Source organism: Pseudomonas izuensis (assembly GCF_002356535.2).
In the GTDB taxonomy this organism is placed as follows: domain Bacteria; phylum Pseudomonadota; class Gammaproteobacteria; order Pseudomonadales; family Pseudomonadaceae; genus Aquipseudomonas; species Aquipseudomonas izuensis.
Genome location: NZ_AP017423.2, coordinates 1,495,639 through 1,517,287, shown reverse-complemented (window position 1 = coordinate 1,517,287; position 21,649 = coordinate 1,495,639). Strand labels below are relative to the sequence as shown.

Annotated in this window: 19 protein-coding genes; 3 read left to right on the top strand and 16 right to left on the bottom strand. The window is 61.3% G+C overall.

Going from position 1 to position 21,649, the window contains the following annotated elements; translation table 11 throughout:
- Window positions 1-89: 89 nt before the first annotated feature.
- The gene (gene rne / locus LAB08_RS06860; RefSeq protein WP_096512923.1) at window positions 90-3,311 is read left to right on the top strand and encodes a ribonuclease E; all 3,222 of its coding nucleotides are present in this window, start codon (window positions 90-92) and stop codon (window positions 3,309-3,311) included.
- Between the two features lie 177 nt (window positions 3,312-3,488).
- Here the strand turns inward: rne and LAB08_RS06855 are convergent, their stop codons facing one another.
- From LAB08_RS06855 to LAB08_RS06800, 12 genes are all read right to left on the bottom strand, one after another.
- Window positions 3,489-4,079: a nucleotidyltransferase family protein gene (locus tag LAB08_RS06855; RefSeq protein ID WP_096512924.1), complete on the bottom strand. Its 591-nt coding sequence runs from the start codon at window positions 4,077-4,079 to the stop codon at window positions 3,489-3,491.
- Complete coding sequence (locus LAB08_RS06850) at window positions 4,076-5,059, bottom strand: XdhC family protein (protein ID WP_096512925.1); 984 nt, start codon at window positions 5,057-5,059, stop codon at window positions 4,076-4,078. Before LAB08_RS06850 ends, LAB08_RS06855 begins: the two co-directional genes overlap by 4 nt.
- Entirely contained in the window at window positions 5,059-7,380 is a 2,322-nt protein-coding gene (locus tag LAB08_RS06845) for a xanthine dehydrogenase family protein molybdopterin-binding subunit (RefSeq protein WP_096512926.1), read from the bottom strand. The genes LAB08_RS06850 and LAB08_RS06845 overlap by 1 nt, the downstream gene beginning before the upstream one ends.
- Window positions 7,377-7,847, bottom strand: coding sequence for a (2Fe-2S)-binding protein (locus LAB08_RS06840; RefSeq protein WP_096512927.1), 471 nt, complete (start codon window positions 7,845-7,847; stop codon window positions 7,377-7,379). Before LAB08_RS06840 ends, LAB08_RS06845 begins: the two co-directional genes overlap by 4 nt.
- A 243-nt stretch (window positions 7,848-8,090) precedes the next feature.
- A complete protein-coding gene (gene murB, locus LAB08_RS06835) occupies window positions 8,091-9,110 on the bottom strand; it encodes a UDP-N-acetylmuramate dehydrogenase (protein WP_096512928.1) in 1,020 nt (339 codons plus the stop codon).
- Entirely contained in the window at window positions 9,107-9,571 is a 465-nt protein-coding gene (locus LAB08_RS06830) for a low molecular weight protein-tyrosine-phosphatase (protein WP_096512929.1), read from the bottom strand. The genes murB and LAB08_RS06830 overlap by 4 nt, the downstream gene beginning before the upstream one ends.
- Window positions 9,571-10,335 carry a 3-deoxy-manno-octulosonate cytidylyltransferase gene (gene kdsB / locus LAB08_RS06825; RefSeq protein ID WP_096512930.1) on the bottom strand — a complete coding sequence of 255 codons (765 nt, stop codon included), beginning with the start codon at window positions 10,333-10,335 and terminating at the stop codon, window positions 9,571-9,573. The genes LAB08_RS06830 and kdsB overlap by 1 nt, the downstream gene beginning before the upstream one ends.
- On the bottom strand, window positions 10,332-10,517 hold the full coding sequence (locus LAB08_RS06820; RefSeq protein ID WP_007945752.1) for a Trm112 family protein: 186 nt from the start codon (window positions 10,515-10,517) through the stop codon (window positions 10,332-10,334). The genes kdsB and LAB08_RS06820 overlap by 4 nt, the downstream gene beginning before the upstream one ends.
- A gap of 25 nt (window positions 10,518-10,542) precedes the next feature.
- Entirely contained in the window at window positions 10,543-11,553 is a 1,011-nt protein-coding gene (gene lpxK / locus LAB08_RS06815; RefSeq protein WP_096512931.1) for a tetraacyldisaccharide 4'-kinase, read from the bottom strand.
- Window positions 11,553-11,981 carry an ExbD/TolR family protein gene (locus LAB08_RS06810; protein ID WP_096512932.1) on the bottom strand — a complete coding sequence of 143 codons (429 nt, stop codon included), beginning with the start codon at window positions 11,979-11,981 and terminating at the stop codon, window positions 11,553-11,555. Before LAB08_RS06810 ends, lpxK begins: the two co-directional genes overlap by 1 nt.
- Entirely contained in the window at window positions 11,978-12,613 is a 636-nt protein-coding gene (locus LAB08_RS06805) for a MotA/TolQ/ExbB proton channel family protein (protein ID WP_172901686.1), read from the bottom strand. The genes LAB08_RS06810 and LAB08_RS06805 overlap by 4 nt, the downstream gene beginning before the upstream one ends.
- Window positions 12,614-12,711: 98 nt before the next feature.
- Window positions 12,712-14,934, bottom strand: a complete 2,223-nt coding sequence (locus tag LAB08_RS06800; protein WP_096512933.1) for a DNA internalization-related competence protein ComEC/Rec2 — start codon at window positions 14,932-14,934, stop codon at window positions 12,712-12,714.
- A gap of 136 nt (window positions 14,935-15,070) precedes the next feature.
- On the opposite strand from LAB08_RS06800, the gene LAB08_RS06795 reads away from it, so the two are divergent.
- Window positions 15,071-15,586, top strand: coding sequence for a DUF2062 domain-containing protein (locus LAB08_RS06795; protein ID WP_096512934.1), 516 nt, complete (start codon window positions 15,071-15,073; stop codon window positions 15,584-15,586).
- 167 nt (window positions 15,587-15,753) lie between these two features.
- Here the strand turns inward: LAB08_RS06795 and LAB08_RS06790 are convergent, their stop codons facing one another.
- The 4 genes from LAB08_RS06790 to LAB08_RS06775 all read right to left on the bottom strand — a co-directional run bounded on the left by LAB08_RS06790 (window position 15,754) and on the right by LAB08_RS06775 (window position 18,922).
- Window positions 15,754-16,533 (bottom strand): ABC transporter permease, encoded by a 780-nt coding sequence (locus LAB08_RS06790; protein ID WP_096512935.1) that lies wholly within the window; start codon window positions 16,531-16,533, stop codon window positions 15,754-15,756.
- Window positions 16,530-17,462 (bottom strand): ABC transporter ATP-binding protein, encoded by a 933-nt coding sequence (locus LAB08_RS06785; protein WP_096512936.1) that lies wholly within the window; start codon window positions 17,460-17,462, stop codon window positions 16,530-16,532. Before LAB08_RS06785 ends, LAB08_RS06790 begins: the two co-directional genes overlap by 4 nt.
- A gap of 133 nt (window positions 17,463-17,595) precedes the next feature.
- Complete coding sequence (locus LAB08_RS06780; RefSeq protein WP_096512937.1) at window positions 17,596-18,219, bottom strand: glutathione S-transferase family protein; 624 nt, start codon at window positions 18,217-18,219, stop codon at window positions 17,596-17,598.
- Window positions 18,220-18,262: 43 nt separating this feature from the next.
- Window positions 18,263-18,922: a transglutaminase-like domain-containing protein gene (locus LAB08_RS06775; protein ID WP_096512938.1), complete on the bottom strand. Its 660-nt coding sequence runs from the start codon at window positions 18,920-18,922 to the stop codon at window positions 18,263-18,265.
- Between the two features lie 249 nt (window positions 18,923-19,171).
- On the opposite strand from LAB08_RS06775, the gene LAB08_RS06770 reads away from it, so the two are divergent.
- Window positions 19,172-21,619, top strand: coding sequence for an acyl-CoA dehydrogenase (locus tag LAB08_RS06770; protein WP_096512939.1), 2,448 nt, complete (start codon window positions 19,172-19,174; stop codon window positions 21,617-21,619).
- Window positions 21,620-21,649: the final 30 nt, after the last annotated feature.

Sequence of the window (21,649 nt, the reverse complement as noted above, 5' to 3'; positions counted from 1 at the left end):
CCAACCACTCCCGACGCACCTGACACCGACCGTGAGAAGTCGTGTGTGCCGAACGCCGTTTCCGGCAGCCCGGAAACCGACGGTACTACATGAAAAGAATGCTGATTAACGCAACTCAACCCGAAGAGTTGCGTGTTGCACTGGTAGATGGCCAGCGCCTCTACGACCTGGACATCGAATCCGGTGCACGCGAGCAGAAGAAGGCCAACATCTATAAAGGCCGGATCACTCGCATCGAACCAAGCCTTGAAGCTGCCTTTGTCGATTTCGGCTCTGAGCGCCACGGCTTCCTGCCCCTCAAAGAAATCTCCCGCGAATACTTCAAGAAAGCCCCCGAAGGCCGCGTCAACATCAAGGACGTCCTGAGCGAAGGCCAGGAAGTCATCGTTCAGGTCGAAAAAGAAGAACGTGGCAACAAGGGTGCAGCCCTGACCACTTTCATCAGCCTGGCCGGTCGTTACCTGGTACTGATGCCGAACAACCCGCGTGCCGGCGGCATCTCCCGTCGCATCGAAGGCGAAGAGCGCAATGAACTGCGCGAAGCCCTGAACGGCCTGGTTGCCCCGGCCGACATGGGTCTGATCGTGCGCACTGCCGGCCTGGGCCGCAGCAGCGAAGAAATGCAGTGGGACCTCGATTACCTGCTGCAACTCTGGACCGCCATCAAAGAAGCGTCGCTGGATCGTTCCGCGCCATTCCTGATCTACCAGGAAAGCAACGTGATCATCCGCGCCATCCGCGATTACCTGCGCCAGGACATCGGCGAAGTGCTGATCGACAGCGTTGAAGCCCAGGACGAAGCCCTGACCTTCATCCGCCAGGTCATGCCGCAGTACGCCAGCAAGATCAAGCTGTACGAAGACAGCGTTCCGCTGTTCAACCGTTTCCAGATCGAAAGCCAGATCGAAACCGCCTTCCAGCGCGTCGTCGAACTGCCTTCCGGCGGCTCCATCGTTATCGATCCGACCGAAGCCCTGGTGTCCATCGACATCAACTCGGCGCGCGCCACCAAAGGCAGCGACATCGAAGAAACCGCCCTGCAGACCAACCTTGAAGCCGCCGAAGAAATTGCCCGTCAGTTGCGCCTGCGTGACATCGGCGGCCTGATCGTCATCGACTTCATCGACATGACCCCTGCCAAGAACCAGCGCGCCGTGGAAGAGAAAGTCCGCGAATGCCTGGAAGCCGACCGCGCTCGCGTGCAAGTCGGCCGTATCTCGCGCTTCGGCCTGCTGGAAATGTCCCGTCAGCGCCTGCGCCCATCCTTGGGTGAAAGCAGCGGCATCGTTTGCCCGCGCTGCAGCGGCACCGGCATCATCCGTGATGTCGAATCGCTGTCGCTGGCGATCCTGCGCCTGATCGAAGAAGAAGCCCTGAAAGACCGCACCGCCGAAGTTCGCGCCCAGGTGCCGATCCCGGTGGCCGCGTTCCTGCTCAACGAAAAACGCAACTCGATCACCAAGATCGAACTGCGCACCCGCGCCCGCATCGTCATTCTGCCGAACGACCACCTCGAAACGCCGCATTTCGAAGTTCAGCGTCTGCGCGATGACAGCCCGGAAGCCGCCACCAACCAGTCCAGCTACGAAATCGCCGCTGCCGCTGCCGAAGTGGAAGAAGTCCAGCCAGCCGCTGCGACCCGCACCCTGGTTCGCCAGGAAGCCGCGGTCAAGACAGCTCCGGCCCGCGCCAATGCTCCGGTTCCGACCGAAGTCGTCGCTCCGGTTGCCGCACCGGTCGCCGCGCCAGAGCCAAGCCTGTTCAAAGGCCTGGTGAAATCGCTGGTCAGCCTGTTCGCCTCCAAGGAAGAGCCTGCCGCTCCGGTCGTGGTTGAAAAACCGGCTGCCGAGCGTCCTGCCCGCAACGAAGAGCGTCGCACCGGTCGTCAGCAGAGCCGCAACCGTAATGGTCGCCGCGATGAAGAGCGCAAGCCTCGCGAAGAACGTGCACCGCGCGAAGAGCGCGCACCACGGGAACCACGCGAAGAGCGCCAGCCTCGCGAAGTCCGCGAAGTCCGCGAAGAAACGCCAGCAGTCGCTCGTGAAGAACGCGCTCCACGTCCACCGCGTGAAGAACGTGCACCGCGTGCTCCACGTGAAGATCGCAAGCCACGTGGCGAGCGTGAAGAGCGTGTACGCGAACTGCGCGAACCTCTGGATGCCACTCCAGCCGCTGCTACGGCTGCCGCTGCTGCTACCGAAGAACGCCCAGCCCGCCAGCCACGCGAAGAACGTGCTCCACGCCCACCGCGTGAAGAGCGTCAACCGCGTGCCGAGCAAGCGGCAGCTGCCGTTGCCGAAGAAGAACTGCCAACCAACGAAGAGCAACTGCAGGAAGAGGGTCAGGACGGCGCCGAAGGCGATCGCCCACGCCGTCGTTCCCGTGGCCAGCGTCGTCGCAGCAACCGTCGCGAGCGTCAGCGTGATGCCAATGGCAACGTCATCGAAGGTTCGGATGAGTCCGAGTCCGGCGAAGGCAGCGAAGCACCAAGCACAGCCGATCTGGCCGCCGGCCTGGCTGTTACCGCAGCCGTTGCCAGCTCCGTGATCAGCGCTCCGGCCGAAGCACAAGCCAACGAGCAAGCCGAACGCGCCACTGCCGCTACCCAGGAAACGGCTCCGGTCGAAACACCGGTCGTCGAAGCGACAACGCCGGTTGAAGCCACTGCATCGCCGGAAATCGAACTGGCAGCAGCGCCTGAGGTACAGCCTGTGGTTGAAGCTGCCGCCGAGCCTGCCATCGTCGTCGAAGCACCTGCCGTGGCTGCAGAACCTGTGATCGAAACCGTGACTGAAGCCGTTCGCGAAGTTCGCGAAGAGCAAACGGCATTCAACTGGGTTGCCGAGCCAGCTGTTGCCGAGGCACCGGCACCTGCCGCTGAAGCCGAAGTGGCTGAAGCGATGGTCTCCGAGCCAGTGGTTGCCGCTGCCGAACCTGCTCCGGCAGTCGAAGCGCCGGTTGTCGCCCAAGCGCCTGCTCCAGTGGCCGAAACCGCCCCTGTCAGCGCCCTGACGCCGAGCGGCCGTGCGCCGAACGATCCACGTGAAGTGCGTCGTCGCAAGCGTGAAGCCGAGCGTCTGCAGAAGGAAGCCGAACTGGCTGCCGCTGCTGCTCCGGCGGAAGAAGTTGTCGCTGCCGAGCCGGCACCGGTTGTTGCTGACGTGGTCGAGGCAGCACCTGCCCCGGCTGCCGAAGTCGCTGCCGAGCCCGCTGAAACCGTGATCCACGAAGCCCCGCGCTCCGTTCAGGAAGCGGTAGAGCAACACGAACAGGCCAAGGAAAAAGAACACGAGCCTAAACCGCTCGCCTGATTCCATCAGCCACTGAAAAGCCCCGCCTGGCAAAGCCAGGCGGGGCTTTTTTATGTCTGAAGCACATCAGTCCCTTGTGGGAGCGAGCCTGCTCGCGATAGCGGTGAATCAGATTCCATTAATGTTGAATGCTAAACCGCTTTCGCGAGCAGGCTCGCTCCCACACTGGATTTGCGCCTACTTGAAGACCAGCTTTTCAGGCACATCCACATCCCACAACACTCCGGGATCATCTACCGCCACTTCAACGACCCGCCCTTGGGCAAACAACGCCTTGGCCCCACGATCACCCGACAACGCCATCAATCCCGGGCCGAAGTCGCGTCCAAAACCCACCGGGTGCCCGTAATCGCCTTCCTGCACCGGCACGCTGATGCAGTCATCCATTACCTGCGCCGTGACCTGCTCAATACTGGATGGCAGGATGAACGGCATATCACCCAGCACCATCAGCCAGCCATTGAGCTGCGCACACGTTGCTACCCCGGCCGCAATGCTGTCCCCCATTCCGGTCGATTCGACCAGCGCGATCTCGCAACCATAGGCCTTGGCCATGCGGATGACTTGCGGGCGATCCGCAGTGGTTACCAGTACACGCCTGTCCAGTTCAGTCGGCAGATTCACCAGCACGTGCTCGATCACCGAGCGAACAGCGCCATCACGCCCCGTACAGTCCGCCAGCAGCTTGTCCTTTTCATCGCCCGCGACCTGTCGAAACCGACTGCCCTGCCCCGCGGCCAGAACGATGACACCAATAGGTTTACTCATGCCCCCTCCCGCAACGTCTTTTTCTGCTTCAGCTCCACGCCATTCTTGATCGCCACAATCTCGGCCATCAGCGACAAGGCGATTTCCGCCGGGCTATGACTGCCGATAGGCAAGCCGATCGGACCGTGCAGCCGCTCGATGGCCTGTGGCGACAAGCCCAGTTGAGCCAGGTTTTCCCGGCGTTTCTGGCTATTGACCCGCGAGCCCAGCGCGCCGACATAAAAAGCCCTGGAGTCGAGGGCCGTGAGTAGCGCCATGTCATCCAGGCGCGGGTCATGGGTCAGGGCGACGATAGCCGTGCGTTCGTCGGTCTGGATGTTCAACACCGCTTCGTCGGGCATGCCGGAGACAAATCGGCCATGCTGCGCCTCCCAGCCGTAGACGAATTCGCTGCGCGGATCACAGATCAACACTTCAAAATCCAGCAGCCTGGCCATCTCGGCGACATAACGTGACAGTTGCCCCGCACCAATCAGCAGCAAACGCCATCGCGGACCGTAGATTGCGCGCAAGGTCTGCCCGTCAAACCCCAGCGCGTCCGTTTTGCTAGCCGGCTGCAACACCACTTCACCGGTCGCGATATCCAGCGAACGCGCCACGATCTCATGAGCCTCACAGCGCGCCAGCAGCTCGGCAACCCATGCCGGGTCGCCTACGCGCTCCTCGGTCAACCGCAATGTGCCACCGCAGGGCAAACCGAAGCGCGCCGCTTCCTCACGGCTCACTCCATAGGTGATCAGTTGCACCGGCGGGCCGTCGGCCGGAATACGACCATCGTGCAACCGCGCAATCAGGTCATCCTCGACACAGCCACCGGATACCGAACCAATCACCACGCCATCCTCGCGCAGCGCCAGCATGGCGCCAGGGGCCCGGGGCGCAGTGCCCCAGGTCTGGACCACGCTATACAACACCACCCCCTGACCGGCGCGACGCCACTCCAGCACGCTGCGCAGGACATTCAGATCGACGCTGTCCATCAGGCCCCAGCCTTGTTCCAGCCCTGCAGCTGGTAACGGACCGGCAGGTTGCGGATGCGTTTGCCGGTGGCGGCAAAGATCGCATTGCACAGCGCCGGGGCAATCGGTGGCACACCCGGCTCGCCGACACCCCCCAAGGGCACCGTGCCCGGTGGCGTGACCAGATGCACAGCGACTTCCTTCGGCGCCAGAGACATGCGCGCCACCTCGTACATGTGGAAGTTGTCCTGCTGGACCTTGCCATCCTTGAAGCTGATCTCGCCCAGCACCGCGTTGCCCAGGCCCATGACGCAGGCGCCCTCGAACTGTGCGCGGATCCGCTCGGGATTGATCTGCGGCCCGCAATCCACAGCGATGTCGGCCTTGTGTACGATCAATGTGCCATCGTCTTTGACTTCGACCTCGATAACCGCCGCCACGTAGGTCACGAAGCTGTAATGCACCGCCAGGCCAAGGCCTCGCCCCTTCGGCAACTCACGCCCCCAACCGGCGGCTTTGGCGGCGGTTTCCAGCACTGTGCGCAACCGCGCGGTGTCGATCGGATAACGTTCGGGCGATTCGCCGTAGTTCCACTCTTCACTCAAGGTACGCGGATCGATCTGACGGTCCGGACCGAGCAACTTGATCTGGTACTTGAGCGGGTCTTCCTTGGCCTTGTGCGCCAACTCGTCGATGAAGCTTTGAATCGCGAAGCCATGTGGGATGTTCGACACCGAGCGGTACCAGCCCACGCGGGTATGGATGGCCGCTTCAGGGTTTTCCAGGCGGATGTTGGGAATGGCGTAGGCCATGTTGGTGAAGCCCATACCCAGCTCGAAGGCCGCTTCGTGGTTCATGCCCGGCGCAAACAACGCGGTGATGCTCGGTGCCACCGTACGGTGCAACCAGCCGGACGGCAGGCCATCCTTGTTCAGGCTGGCTTTGAGGTATTCGACGGACACGGTGTGGAAATACGAGCAATGGATGTCGTCTTCACGGGTCCATTGCACGCGCACCGCTTTTCCGGGGAACTCCTTGGCCAGGATGGCCGCTTCGATGATGAAGTCAGGCTTGGACTTGCGACCGAAACCGCCGCCGAGCAAGGTGACATTGAAGGTGACGTTGTCGAATGGCAGGCCCAGGCGCTCGCCGATCCGTTCGCGGGTGACTTGCGGTGCCTGGCTCGGGCCCCAGGCTTCGCACGTGCCATCCTTGAACCGGGCGATGGCGACCATCGGCTCCATCGGCGACTGAGACAAATGCGGCAGGTAGTAGGACGCTTCCAGCGTGCTGTCGGCGCTGCTCATGGCTTCGTCGATGTTGCCGGTATTGCGCACGACTTTGCCCGGTTTGAGGGACGCCGCTTCCAGCTCCTTGCGGTAGGCGATCGAGTCGTAACTGGCATTGGCACCGTCATCCCATTCGATTTTCAGTGCCTCGCGCCCCTTGATCGCCGCCCAGGTATTGTTGGCCACCACGGCGACGCCGCCCAGTGGCTGAAACTCCGACGGCAGCGGACGGCTCTCGATCTGCACAACCTTGACCACGCCGGGGACTTTCATCGCCGCCGAAGCATCGAAACTCTTGACCTTGCCGCCATACACCGCTGGCCGGGCAATGGTGGCGAACAGCATGCCGTCGAAATGCACGTCGGCCCCATACACGGCACGACCGTTGACGATGTCATCACCGTCGATGGCCTTGGTGCCTTCCTTGCCGATGTAGCGGAATTCCGATGGCTGCTTGAGCCGCAGACTGTCACGCGCCGGCACGGCCAGGGCGCTGGCAGCGGCGGCCAGGGCGCCATACTCCAGTTCACGGCCGGAAGGTTTGTGAATGACTTTATGCAGTTGCGCGTGGCATTCGTCGACCGGCACTTGCCACTGGTCGGCAGCGGCCTGTTCCAGCATGGTCCGCGCGGCGGCACCACAACGGCGCATCGGCTCATACCAGTGGCGCATGCTGCGCGAACCGTCGGTGTCCTGGTTGCCGAAGCGGGCTTCGTCGCCCGGCGCCTGCTGCACTTTGACCCGGGCCCAGTCGGCTTCCAGCTCATCGGCCACGACCATGGTCAGGCTGGTGCGTACCCCCTGGCCCATTTCCGAGCGGTTGCAAACCACGGTCACCGTGCCATCAGTGGCGATGCTGACGTACACCTTGGGGTCATCGACCCAACCGTTGGGCATGCCGTCGGCGCCGAATTTCTTCTCTTTTTCTTCGGCAAAAACGTCTTGCCAGCCCCAGCTCGCGGCGACTACCAGGGCACCGGTCGCGCCTACACCTTTCAGGAAACCACGGCGGCTGAGGTTGCTCAGGGCAAAATCATTCGGTAACCGGCTCATGCCTTGGCCTCCTTCAGGTGAGTGGAGGCCTGGCGGATGGCGATCTTGATGCGGTTGTAGGTACCGCAACGGCAGATGTTGCCGACCATTGCCTCCTCGATCTGATCGTCGCTTGGGTTCGGATTGGTCTTGAGCAATGCGGTGGCGGACATGATTTGCCCACCCTGGCAGTAACCGCATTGGGCTACGGCGGTATCGAGCCAGGCTTGCTGCACGACTTTGCCGACCGGGTCGGCGTGCAGGTTGTCGATGGTGGTGATGTTCTGCCCGACAACGGAACCGATCGGCGTAATGCAACTACGCGCCGGAGCGCCTTCGATATGAATGGTGCAGGCACCGCACAGGCCCATGCCGCAGCCGAACTTGGTGCCGTTGTAGCCGGCGACGTCACGGATCGCCCAAAGTAGGGGCATGTCCTCGGTGACGTCGAGTTGATGGTCTTGACCATTGAGCTTCAGGGTAATCATGGGCACGCCCGCATAGTATTGGGTTATGGGGTCGAGCAATCTGCCGCCGAAAATCGGCGGTTGGCATCACGCAGATCGGCTCAGGCTAAAGGGGCTCTCTTATGCCGACGAAACCGTCTGCACCGGGCCTTTGATGAGGAAATGCCTTGCATCGTTAGCTCGCTAAGTTAACGCAGCATTAACAAAAAAGCCCTGCACTGTTCATCAGTGCAGGGCTTTGGGTTGAACCTTGAAAGCTTAGCTTCAATACCGGTTCGGCTCCATTTCCAGGTCGACATGGAAACGCTCGGAAATGTCTTTCTGGATGCGCTGCGCCAGATTCAGCAGTTGCAGACCGGTGGCATCGCCGTAGTTAACCAATACCAGCGCCTGCATTTTATGCACGCCGGCATCGGCTTCGCGGAAACCTTTCCACCCTGCCCGTTCGATCAGCCATCCGGCAGCCAGTTTCATCTGTCCGTCGGGCTGCGGGTAGGCCACCAGATCCGGGTACTCGCCTTTGAGCTGTGCAACCAGCGCCGCCGGCACCAAGGGATTCTTGAAGAAACTGCCGGCGTTGCCCAGTACCGCAGGGTCCGGAAGTTTTTCGTTGCGAATGCTGCAAATGGCTTGGCTGACATCATTGGCCGTCGGATGCTCGATGCCTTGATCGGTCAGGCGCTGACGCACCGGGCCGTATTCCAGATGCAGGTGTGCGGTGCGGTCGAGGATGAAACGCACGCGCAGGATCAACCAGCGTCCCGGTTCCTGTTTGAACAGGCTGTCACGGTAGGCGAAGTTGCATTCTTCCAGGGTGAACTCGCGCAACTCGCCACTCTGGCGATCGAGGGCGGTCAGGCCGGCGAACACGTCCTTGATCTCGACCCCGTAGGCGCCGATGTTCTGCATCGGCGCCGCACCGACGGTGCCAGGGATCAGGCTGAGATTTTCCAGGCCTGAAAACCCGTGCACCAGGGTGTGTTGCACGAACGGGTGCCATGGCTCGCCCGCCTCGGCTTCTATCACCACTTTGTTGCCGTCGTCGCTCACCACGCGAATCCCGCGAGTGGCCATGCGCAGCACCAGTGACTGGATATCGGCCGTCAACAGCAAGTTGCTGCCACCGCCAATCACCAATAGCGGCACGTCATGCGCCTGTGCATAGGCCAAGGCCTCACGCACGTCGGCATCGCTATGGGCCTCGGCAAACAGGCGAGCCTGAACGTCCACGCCAAAACTGTTGTACGGCTTGAGCGAAACCTGTGAGCGCACCTGCAGACTCATAACCGTCCCTTCAATTCGATCACCAGCAAATCGCTCGCACGCTCGATCAGGTCCAGCACCTGCTCGAAACCCTGGTCGCCGTCGTAGTACGGGTCCGGCACTTCATCGACATCTGACTGATAACGGCGCAGGAACAGGTCCAGCTCGGCCTTGCCTTTGTCCGGTTGCAAAGCCTTGAGGTTGCGCAGGTTGCTGTTGTCCATCGCCAAAATCAGGTCATATGTGGCGAAATCGGCACGAGTCACTTGCTGGGCGCGCTGGGTCGACAGGTCGTAGCCACGCAGCTTCGCTGCAGCCTGGCTGCGCTTGTCCGGCGCCTTGCCGACGTGCCAGTCGCCGGTACCGGCGGAGGCGACTTCGACTTGATCGGCCAGGCCCACCTCACGAAGTTTGTGTCGCAGCACGCCCTCGGCGGTGGGTGACCGGCAGATATTGCCCAAGCAGACAAACAGAACCCGCATCAGGCCTCCAGCAGGCGACGAACGCGCTCAAGGTCTTCAACGGTATCGACACCGGCCGGCGGCGCGATCAGCGCATCGGCGACATGAATCCGTACGCCGTGCCAGAGAGCCCGTAGCTGCTCCAGGCATTCAGTGTTTTCCAACCAGCACGGGCCCCAGCTGACGAAGTCATGCAGGAAACCGGCGCGGTAGGAATAGATACCGATGTGGCGACGGTACGGCACGCCCTCCGGCAGCAGGTCACGACTCTGGGCAAAGGCATCCCGTGCCCATGGCAATGTAGCGCGACTGAACGTCAGTGCCAGGCCATTGAGGTCGCTGACGACCTTGACCACGTTGGGATTGAACAGGGTTTCGACGTCTTCGATCGGCTCGGCCAGGGTGGCCATGCGCGCCTCAGTGTGGGCTGCAAGGTTGTTGGCGACTTGATCGATCACGCTCGGCGGGATCAACGGTTCGTCGCCCTGGACGTTAACGACGATGGCGTCAGGCGCCAGACCCAGTTTCGCCGCGACTTCCGCCAGGCGATCGGTGCCGGAGTTGTGATCCTCGCGGGTCATCACGACTTCAGCGCCAAACCCGATGCAGGCCTCGAGGATGCGCGCATCGTCAGTCGCAACCACTACGCGCTGGGCGCTGCTTTTGCTCGCCTGCTCCCAGACGTGCTGGATCATCGGCTTGCCGGCGATCAGCAGCAACGGTTTGCCCGGCAAACGGGTGGAGGCGTAGCGTGCAGGAATGACAACGGTAAAGGCTTTGGTCATTTATCCAGACGCTCGTCGGTGGTCAGGGTGCGGGCTTCGGTTTCGAGCATCACCGGGATACCGTCGCGAATCGGGTACGCCAGGCCGGCGCCCTTGCTGATCAGCTCGGTCTTGTCGGCGCTGAGCTTGAGCGGGCCTTTGCAGACCGGGCAAGCGAGGATGTCGAGCAATTTGGTGTCCATGAACATTCCCTGGATAAAAACGGATTTAAGGCAACAGACGCGCCGGCAACAGGCGCATCAACTGTGTATCGAACCAGGCCTCGAAAGCCGGTGACGGCACAGCATCCACCGCCAGGTACCACCAATCGGCGGCGGCGAAAGCACGGCACTTCACTGCGTCCTTTTCAGTCATCACCAGCGGCAATGACGGGGTGAAACTCAAGGCCTGCACGCTGTATTCGGCATGGTCGGCGAATGGATGCGCGATTGGCTTCCAGTGTAGCGTTTCGAGGGTCTTGAAGAAACGCCGGGGGTTGCCGATCCCGGCCACGGCATGCATCGCCTGGCCTGCGGGAAAGTGTTCGAGGGAACGTCGTTCGCCGCTGCGCAGGTTGATGAGTGCCGTCGGTTGCAACTGGAAGGCAAAACCGTCGCTACGGTCAGCCGTGGCGCCGTTATAAAGCACCGCATCGACACTTTGCAGGCGCTCGACCGGTTCACGCAACGGCCCGGCAGGCAGGCAACGCTGGTTGCCCAGGCCACGGGCAGCGTCGATCAGCACCAGCTCCAGATCCCGGGCCAGGCGGTAATGCTGCATGCCATCATCGGACAGAATGAGGTCCAGCGGCTCGCTTGCCAGCAAGGCTTGGACGGCGCGGCTGCGGTCCGGGTCGATCATCAACGGTACGCCGGTGCGCTGGACGATCAACAGCGGTTCGTCGCCGGCAACGCCTGCGCTTTGATCCGCCTCGACCCGCCACGGCAATTGTGGCGGTTTAGCACCATAACCGCGACTGACCACGCCGACCCGCAAGCCGCTACGCTGGCAATGCTGGATCATCCACAAGATCAGTGGTGTCTTGCCGGTACCGCCGACCGTGATGTTTCCGACCACGATCAGTGGCACCGGCGGCTGATAGATTGCACCTTCTCCCGCCAGGAAGCGCTTGCGTTTGTTGTTGACCACGCGTCGATACAGCCACTCCAGTGGCTGCAGCAGTTTCAGGGCCGGATGCCCCCGGTACCACGCGGCGAGCAGGCGTTCGGACATGGCCATCAGGGCGCGGGCGGCGCCGCCTCGACTGTGGTCATGCGCAAGTGGCTGAAACCGAGCTTGCCCGCAGCGTCCATGGCGGTGATCACGGACTGATGCTGGGATTTACCGTCGGCACTGATGGACAGCGGTCGACTGGTATCGCCATTGGACTCTTTCTGCAGCGCGTCCATCAGGGTCGCCAAATCACTTTTCGGCAAAATCTGATTATTCACCGAGAACACGCCGTCAGCACTGATGGCGATATCCAGTTGTTTGGTCTGATCCTCGGCAGGTGAACCGCTGACCGCTTCCGGCAGATCGACACGCAACTGGGTTTCACGGGTGAACGTGGTGGTCACCACGAAAAACAGCAGCAGGACAAACACCACGTCGATCAGCGACACGAGGTTGATGTCCACGTTCTCCCGCTGTTTGCGACGGAACTTCACGCTTTGCCCTCGGCCAGATCAACGTCACGGTCGCCCTGAACCACTTCAACCAGCTTGATGGCTTCCTGCTCCATGCCTACGACGAGTTCATCAATGCGCCGTTGCAAAAACCGGTGGAAGAACACCGACGGGATACCAACGATCAGGCCGGAAGCCGTGGTAATCAAGGCCTTGGAAATGCCGCCGGCCAACACTGCGGCGTTGGTCGTCATGCCCGTGCCCATGAACGAACTGAAGATGTCGATCATGCCCAACACGGTGCCCAGCAGACCCAGCAACGGCGCCATGGCGGCGATGGTACCCAGCGCGTTGATATAGCGCTCCAGCTCGTGGATCACCCGGGCGGCGGCCTCTTCGATGCACTCCTTCATGATCTCGCGACCATGCCTGGAGTTGGCCAGGCCCGCCGCCAGGATCTCGCCCAGCGGGGAGTTGGCGCGCAGTTCCTTGAGTTTTTCTTTATTGAGTTTTTTGTCCTTGATCCACACCCAGACCTGACCCAGCAAGTGCTCCGGGGTCACGCGGCTGGCCCGCAGGGTCCAGAGGCGCTCGGCAACGATCGCCATTGCCGCGATGGAACTCAGGATGATCGGCAGCATCATCCAGCCGCCGGATTTGACCAATTCCCACACAGTGACAGTCCCCTCGAAAAAGTGCGCCACTCTAACATAGGGGTTGGACGCACCGAAGACCGTGATGTCGCATCCGGTCGGGCTTTCATGACCTGCGGTCATTTCGCGGAGCGCCAGAAACGCGGTTCTTGACGCATTGACCACGGCGGTTTGAAGTTCCCCAGTTGCAGACGGATGGCGCCCTGTTCGGCGCTGTCATGGATCGCCATGCCCCGGGCCCGATAGCGTGCAATAACGGAGGGATGGGGATGGCCGAAGGAATTGCCCTGGCCACGGGAGATCAGCACCGCCTTGGGTTGCAACGTGGCGAGCAACACTGCGGACGACGAACTGCGGCTGCCGTGGTGCGGCGATTGCAACCAGTCGGTGGCCACGGCCAACGGACTGTCGAGCAGCGCTCGTTCGGCCGCCGTGTCGATGTCGCCGGTCAGCAGCAATCGCTCGCCATTGGCTTCAATCTGCAGCACGCAGGATTTTGGATTGCTTTCCCGGGCATCCGCCCATCGCCAGAGTTCAAAGTTCACACCGTCCCACGTCCATTGCCGGCTGGACTCGCAGTCCCCGGCTTGCAGTTCCGTCGGCAGCTCCCCGGGTTCGCCACTGATGACACGCTTCACCGGCAGTCCCTTGGCGACCGCCCGCGCCCCGCCGGCATGATCGGCGTGGGCGTGACTGATCAGCATCAGGTCAAGACCGTCCACGCCCAGTTTGCGCAACGTCGGCAGTACTACACGCTCACCGAGATCGTTATCGCCAACACGCGGCCCGGCGTCATAGAGCAGCGCGTGATGGCGAGTGCGCACCAGGATGGCCAGCCCCTGCCCCACATCCAGCTGCCAGATTTCGGCCATGCCGTCAGGCAGTGTGGGTCGGGGCGGAAAAACCAGCACCAGCAGCAAAGGCCAACCCAAGGGCCGTAGCGGCACGCCTTGGGGCAGCAAAAGCAGGATCGCGCCGAGTGCCCCCAGGCTCCATGCCCACCAGGGAACCGCCACGGGCACCCACGCGGGAATCTGCCCGGCCATCACCGTCAGCCCCTTGAAGAGCCAGTCGAGCATTCCGCCGGCTAGCCACAGCAGCCCGTCCCCCACATAAGGCACGGGCAACAGCAGGGTCCCGAGCAAGGCAGGTGGCAGTACCAGCATGCTGATCCAGGGCACCGCCAGCAGATTGACCAGCGGCCCGCTGAGACTGATCGGCAACCCCAGCACCAGCAATAACGGACCCAGGCCCACGGCGATCAACCATTGGGCGCGGGTCCAGGTTTGCCACCATCGCCAGGGCCCCAGGCGACCGCCGAAGGTAAAGATCAGCACCGCCACCGCCCCGAAGGACAACCAGAATCCCGGTTGCAGACTGGCCAGCGGGTCCAGTAGCAAAACGCCGTTGAATGCCAGCAACAGCGGCCACCAGGCACCGAGGTGGCGAAATCGCAGACGCCACAACAGCACCAGGCCGATCATCAGGCAGGCACGGCGCACCGGCACCTCGAAGCCGGCCAACAGCCCATACCCCAAGGCCGCCATGAATGCCAGACCGCAGGCCCAGGGCAGCCACGGCAGGCGGTTTGGCCACAGGCCATAACGGGCAAGCCCGGCAATCAGCAAATACACCAGCCCCGCCAGCAACCCGATGTGTTGCCCGGAAATCACCAACAGGTGCACGGTTCCGGTGTCCTGCAACACTTGCCAGTCTTCGCGACTGAGCCCGGCACCATCCCCCAGCACCAATGCCGTCAGCGCGCCGGTTCGACCCTGGGCATCCACGGTCTGCAACTTCTGACGAATACCGTCACGCCAGGCCCATCGTGCCTCGGAAAGTCGCTCGCCGCCCTTGACACTCCCGGTCGCGCCGATACGACGCGCCAGCAGCCAGGCCTCGTGATCGAAGGCATGCGGATTGAGCAAACCGGCAGGACGCTTCAACTTGACCGCCAGTCGCCAGCGTTCACCGCTGTTCACCGGCGGCCCGTCGTACCAGGCCAGGCGCATGAGCCGCGGCACCTTTGCGTGTCGTGACCGGGCATCGGCCAATTCGAATCGCACGACGGCCTCGCCGTGCTGGGGCAATCCCGTTACCCGCCCTTCAATCCAGCGCGTTTCGCCATCCAGACTCGACGGCAATCGATCATCCAGCGCCCATTGCGCCTGCGCACAGGCCCAGCTCAAACCGAACAGGAAAAACGCCACCGGATACGTCCTGAACGGCAGCAACATCAAACCCGCCACCGGCATCAACAGCCACCACCCGACCGACGGCAACGCCGGTAAAAAACGCAGGGCCAGCAAACCCAGCGCCAACGCCACCATCCCTGTGCGCATACGCCCGTCCTTGAGAGTCCCGTCCCTAGGAATAGCCAGTCGAGCGCACGACCGTCGTTATCAATTGTCACAAAGTCTGAATGGGCGGTTCATAGAATCCAGACATACTTGCCGCCTGAACCGACCGAGAAGCCTTATGCCCCGGCGCTTATTCAAACGTTACATGCCAGATCCGACCAGCATCAGGGAACACAAGTCCTTACGCTTTCTCGGCACGCTGCTGCATGACCCGAACCTCTGGCACCTCAACCGCCATTCCGTCGCCCGTGCCATGGCGGTCGGTCTGTTCGCGGCGTTCCTGCCGATTCCGTTGCAGATGCTGGTCGCCGCCATCCTCGCGATCGTCGTGCGCGGCAACATGCCGATTGCCGTCAGCCTGGTCTGGCTGACCAACCCGATCACCATGCCCGCCGTGTTCTACTGCACCTACCAGACCGGTGCCTGGCTGATGGACGTTCCCGCCCGACACCTGCCCGACGAATTGACCTGGGAATGGATCAGTGGTGAGCTCTCGACCTTGTGGCAGCCGTTTTTGCTGGGGTCCGTAGTGACGGGATTGGTGCTTGGGGCGCTGGCCTATTGTCTGGTGATGATGTATTGGCGCTGGTGGGTGGCGCGACAGTGGAAGCGGCGCAAGCAAAGCAGGATGTGAGAATGCAAAACGGCCTCCGATTGGGAGGCCGTTTTTTGTGGTGAATGCACACCCTGTAGGAGCAAAGCTTGCTCGCGATTGCAAAGTATCAGGCGACATCATTGATGACTGGACTACCGTCATCGCGAGCAAGCTTTGCTCCCACAGGGGGAATGCAGCCATTGATATTACGTGCGCATCCCCCGCCCGCTCACCAGCAACCGCGCACAACCGAAATACAGAATCACGGTCGCCACCAGCATGAACGTAATCGCAATGCTGATGCGGATATCCGACACGCCAAGGATGCCGTAGCGGAATGCGTTGACCATGTGCAGCACCGGGTTGGCCAGGGACACGGTCTGCCAGAACGGCGGCAGCAGCGAGATCGAGTAAAACACCCCGCCCAGGTATGTCAGTGGCGTCAGCACGAAGGTCGGGATGATCGAGATGTCATCGAAATTGCGCGCAAACACCGCGTTGATGAAACCCAGCAGCGAGAAGATCGTCGCTGTCAGCACCACCACCAGAATGGTCACGCCCAGGTGATGCACTTGCAAATGGGTGAAGAACAGCGACAACAGCGTCACGATGATCCCGACCATCAACCCGCGCAGCACGCCACCCAGGGTGTAGCCGATCAGGATGGTGTGCGGCGAGACCGGCGACACCATCAGTTCTTCGATGGAACGCTGGAACTTGCTGCCGAAGAAACTCGACACCACGTTGCCGTAGGAGTTGGTGATCACCGACATCATGATCAGCCCCGGCACGATGTACTCCATATAGGTGAAACCACCCATATCACCGATCTGCCGACCGATCAGGTTACCGAAGATCACGAAATACAGAACCATGGTGATGGCCGGCGGCAGCAGTGTCTGCGGCCAGATCCGGGTAAAGCGCCGGACCTCTCGGTAAACGATGGTGTTGAGGGCTACGAGGTTGGGTTGCAGCTCGGAACTCATACCGCCACCTTCGACAGATTTTTCTCCACCAGGGACACGAATAACTCCTCGAGGCGATTGGTTTTGTTACGCAGGCTCAACACTTCGATGTTCTGCTGGGCAAGCTGGGTGAACAGCGCAGTGATGCCCATGCTTTTGTCGACCTGCACTTCCAAGGTGTGACCATCGAGCAACCGTGATGGGTAGCCGATCAGTTGAGGTGGTGCACTCGGGCTGCTCTTCAAATCCAGCAGGAAGGTCTCGACATGCAGCTGGCTCAGGAGCTGCTTCATGCTGGTGTTTTCGACGATGGTGCCGTGGTCGATGATGCCGATGTTGCGGCACAACTGCTCAGCCTCCTCCAGATAATGGGTGGTGAGGATGATGGTGATGCCCTTCTTGTTCAGCTCGGTGAGGAAGGTCCACATCGAGCGACGCAGTTCGATGTCCACCCCGGCAGTCGGTTCGTCGAGGATCAACAGGCGCGGTTCGTGAACCAGCGCGCGGGCGATCATCAACCGGCGCTTCATGCCGCCGGACAGCGAGCGCGACGGCACATCGCGCTTGTCCCACAAGCCGAGCTGGGTCAGGTATTGCTCGGCGCGTTCCTTGGCGACTTTCGCGGGAATGCCGTAGTAACCGGCCTGGGTCACGACGATGTCGAAGGTCTTTTCGAACTGGTTGAAGTTGAATTCCTGGGGCACCACGCCGATGGAACGCTTGAGCGCCGCCGGGTTCTTGTCCAGGTCGTGACCGAAGATATTCACCGTGCCGCTGGTCTTGTTCACCAGGGTCGAGAGGATGCCGATGGTCGTGGATTTGCCGGCACCGTTCGGGCCGAGCAAGGCGAAAAAGTCACCTTCGGCGACGTCCAGATCGATACCACTCAAGGCCTGGAAACCGTTGCCGTAGGTTTTGGTTAGCTGCCGGATGGACAGAGCGGAACTCATATCGGATTTACGCACCAAGAAGGAAAGAAAGGGATAAGTAACGGTGGGCGGCAATCAACGCAACCGCAACGCATTAGCACAATGGTGCTTGTCGCCGCCACACAAGTACAGTCAAGTGTGTCGATAGTGAGTATTAAGTCAACGCGGTCATGACCGCCTTGCGATAGGCCGGACGCTGTTTCAACCTTGCGTACCAGGCCTCCAGATGCGGCTGCGGTGCACGCTCGATCGGCATCTCGAACCAGGCATAAATAAAACTGCCCAGGGGAATGTCGCCCATGCCGATCTGCTCACCGGACAGGAAGGGCTTGGCGGCCAGCGCCTGATCGGCCATTGCCAGCAGTGTGTCGCACTCCTTGATCGCCGCCTTGATGGCGGGCCAGTCCTGCTGATCTGCGGGGGTACGCAAGACGCCCCAGAACACGGTGCGGAAGGGACCTGCAAAACTGGAGGTGGTCCAGTCCATCCACTTGTCGGCAGTGGCCCGCGCCTGTAAATCCGCCGGGTACCACGGGGTATCCGCTGCATGCCTGGCCAACAGGTAACGAACGATGGCATTGGATTCCCACAACACGAAACCGTCGTCTTCGATCACCGGAACGCGGCCATTGGGGTTCATGGCGCGGTACTCGGGCGTATCGACGACGCCAAAAGCGCCGCCCGCATCGATGGCTTCATAGGCCAGGCCAAGTTCTTCGGCGGCCCACAATGGTTTTCTGACATTCGACGAATTTTTCCGACCCCAGATCTTCAGCATGACCGCCTCTCGATTGATGAATTCGCAGGCAGCATACGCCGGATCAGGCGCGACTCAAATCGCTCTGCATGTCCCCCAGCAGTGGTTGTGTTTGCTCGCCGAACAGATGCGGATAGCACTTGCGCAGATGCTCGAAGAAGAACGCTTCCGGCACGTCGGTGAACTGGCCGTGGTCGATCAGGTACTCCATCAGCTTCTCGCCGTCACGATTGAAGGGGTGGAAGACACTGTCGTTTATTCCGTCGAACTCCAGCGGTGCCACATTGAATAAATCGCACAACCCTTGATTGAACGCCGGCGTGGCCTTGACCCAGCGCCCGTTCAGATACAGCTCGGTATAACCGTGCATGGCGAACACGTCGCTCTTGAGCAACTCGAGCAGGCGCGGCGTCGATAAATGATTGCGCACATCCGCCAGACCAATGCGCGCCGCAATCCCGCAATGCCGCGCCGCGCCTGCCAACAGCGTGGCCTTGGGCACGCAATAACTCTCCCCGGTCGCCAGTGCGTAACTGCCGCGCAGGGTCTGTGGATCGAGGCTGAAGGTGTACGGGTTGTAGCGCACCGCCTCGCGCACTGCGTAATAGAGATGGATCGCCTGCTCAATCGGGTCGCGACGGGCACCACGGTGTTTTTCGGCGAACTCCACCACTGAGGGATGGTCACTATCGATGAAACGGCCGGGGCTCAGGTACTCGTGCATGTGGGCAATCTCCTGGGGAAGCCCCGAGTCTAGCGAGAGGTTCAGCACAGAGATAACGACGTTTCGGCCAAATATGGACGCTTTGCCGCCCGTTCTGTGGACGATTTTTCACGGTTTGTCGTTCATCCGGGCCTACAAAATCATCCATGGTTTCCCACGTTTTCAATCACCTCGCCCCGACCACCCTGTTTCACGGATGCCGTCTAAGCTCTGTGGGTTGGTTCGCCCTGGTTTCACGGAGGATTAAATATGCTGCTGTTGTGGATACTGGTTCTGGTTGTCGGGATAGCTTATTTAGCCCACCGTCGTGTCGCGCCACTGCCTGCCTTGGGCATCGTGGCTGTCTACTTGCTGGCAATGGGCGCATTCAGTCGCGCACCGGGCTGGCTGCTGCTGATTTTCTGGGTGCTGATCGCCGCCGTGGCCGCACCGCTGTTATTGCCTGATCTGCGCCGCAAACTCTTCAGCGCGCCGATGTTCAACTGGTTCCAGAAAACCCTGCCGCCCATGTCGCAAACCGAACGCGACGCCATTGAAGCCGGCACCGTGTGGTGGGATGGAGAACTGTTCAGCGGGCGTCCGGACTGGAACAAGCTGCTGTCCTACCCGAAGGTGCAATTGAGCGAAGAAGAACAAGCGTTCATCGACGGCCCGACCGAAGAACTCTGCGCCATGGTCAGCGACTGGCAACTCGGTCAAACCATGGACCTGCCGGCCGAGGCCTGGACCTACATCAAGGACAATGGCTTCTTCGCCCTGATCATTCCCAAGGAGTTTGGCGGCAAGGGTTTCTCGGCCTATGCCCACTCGCAAGTGGCGATGAAACTGGCGAGCCACAGTGGTGATCTCGCCTCCACCGTGATGGTCCCCAACTCCCTCGGTCCGGCCGAACTGCTGCTTCACTACGGCACCGACGAACAGCGCAATCATTACCTGCCACGCCTGGCGCGCGGCGACGACATTCCGTGTTTTGCCCTGACCGGGCCACTGGCCGGTTCCGACGCCGGCGGCATGCCCGACACCGGGGTGATCTGCAAGGGTGAATGGGAAGGCCAGGAAACCCTGGGCCTGCGCCTGAACTGGGAAAAGCGCTACATCACCCTTGGCCCGGTGGCCACCCTGCTCGGCCTGGCGTTCAAGGCCTACGACCCCGATCATCTGTTGGGTGAGAAAGAAGACCTGGGCATCAGCCTGGCACTGGTTCCAACCGACACTGCCGGTGTGGAAATCGGTCGCCGGCACTTGCCTCTGGGTGCTGCCTTCATGAATGGCCCGAACTCCGGCAAGGACGTGTTCGTACCACTGGAGTTCCTGATCGGCGGCCAGGAAATGCTCGGCAAGGGCTGGATGATGCTGATGAATTGCCTTTCGGTGGGGCGCTCGATCTCCCTGCCGGCGGTGGGCACCGGCATGGCCAAGTTCACCAGCCTGGTGACCGGGCAGTACGCGCAGATACGCGAGCAGTTCAATGTGCCGATTGCGGCGTTCGAAGGCATTCAGGAAGCCATGGCCCGCATCGGCGGCAACGCCTGGATGATGGACGCCGCGCGCATGCTGACCGCCAACGCGGTGGACCTGGGTGAGAAACCGTCGGTGCTGTCGGCGATTCTCAAGTACCAACTTACCGAACGCGGTCGCGAGTGCATCAGCCATGCGATGGATGTGCATGGTGGCAAGGCGATCATCATGGGGCCGAAAAATTATCTCGGACGCATGTGGCAAGGCGCACCCATCTGCATCACCGTAGAAGGCGCGAACATTCTCTCGCGTAATCTGATGATCTTCGGCCAAGGTGCCATCCGTTGCCATCCCTTCGTGCTCAAGGAAATGGCGCTGGCCACCCGAGAGGACAAGGATCAGGCACTGACCGAGTTCGACAACCTGCTGCTCAGGCACATCGGTTTTGCCGTGGGCAACGCGGCCAGCACGCTGGTGCTCAACCTCGGCTTCGGTCATCTGGAACACGTGCCGGGCGACAAGCTCAGCCAGGGCTATTTCCGTGCCCTCAACCGTCAGGCTGCCGCCTTCGCACTACTGGCCGATCTCAGCATGATGTTGCTGGGTGGTGAACTGAAACGTCGCGAACGTCTCTCGGCGCGGCTCGGCGATGTATTGAGCAATCTGTACCTGGCCAGCGCCGCGCTCAAACGCTACAACGACCTTGATGCGCCGGAGCACATGCAACCGCTGTTTTGCTGGGCCATGGAGGAAAGTCTCGGCCAGGCCGAACGGGCCATGGATGAACTGCTGAACAATTTCCCGAACAAAGTAATGGCGTGCCTGTTGCGGGTGATCGTGTTCCCGTTCGGTCGCCGCCACAAAGGGCCGTCGGACAAACTCGGTGCCGCGGTCGCAGGGGTGATCGGTCGCGCCAAGGGCGATCCCACCCTCGAAGAAGTGCTTTGGGGTTGCTACCGCCCGCAATCGAACGAAGATCCGGTCGGCGCCCTGCAACACGCCTGCAATCTGTTGAACGCTGCACAACCCTTGCAAAAGAAACTGCACGTGGCGCTCAAGAGCGGTCAGGTCAAACCGGTGGCCGGCGAGCATGTCATCGATGCCGCGCTGGAAGCTGGAGTACTGCAACCGGGCGAAGCACACACCCTGCGTGAGGCCGAGGCGGCACGGCGCAAGGTGATCGATGTCGATGATTTCGATAAAAAGGAAATAGCGCTGACCGAGGAGAAGGTCCGCTGATCCAGCCAACCTTGTGTGGCATGTAAAAAA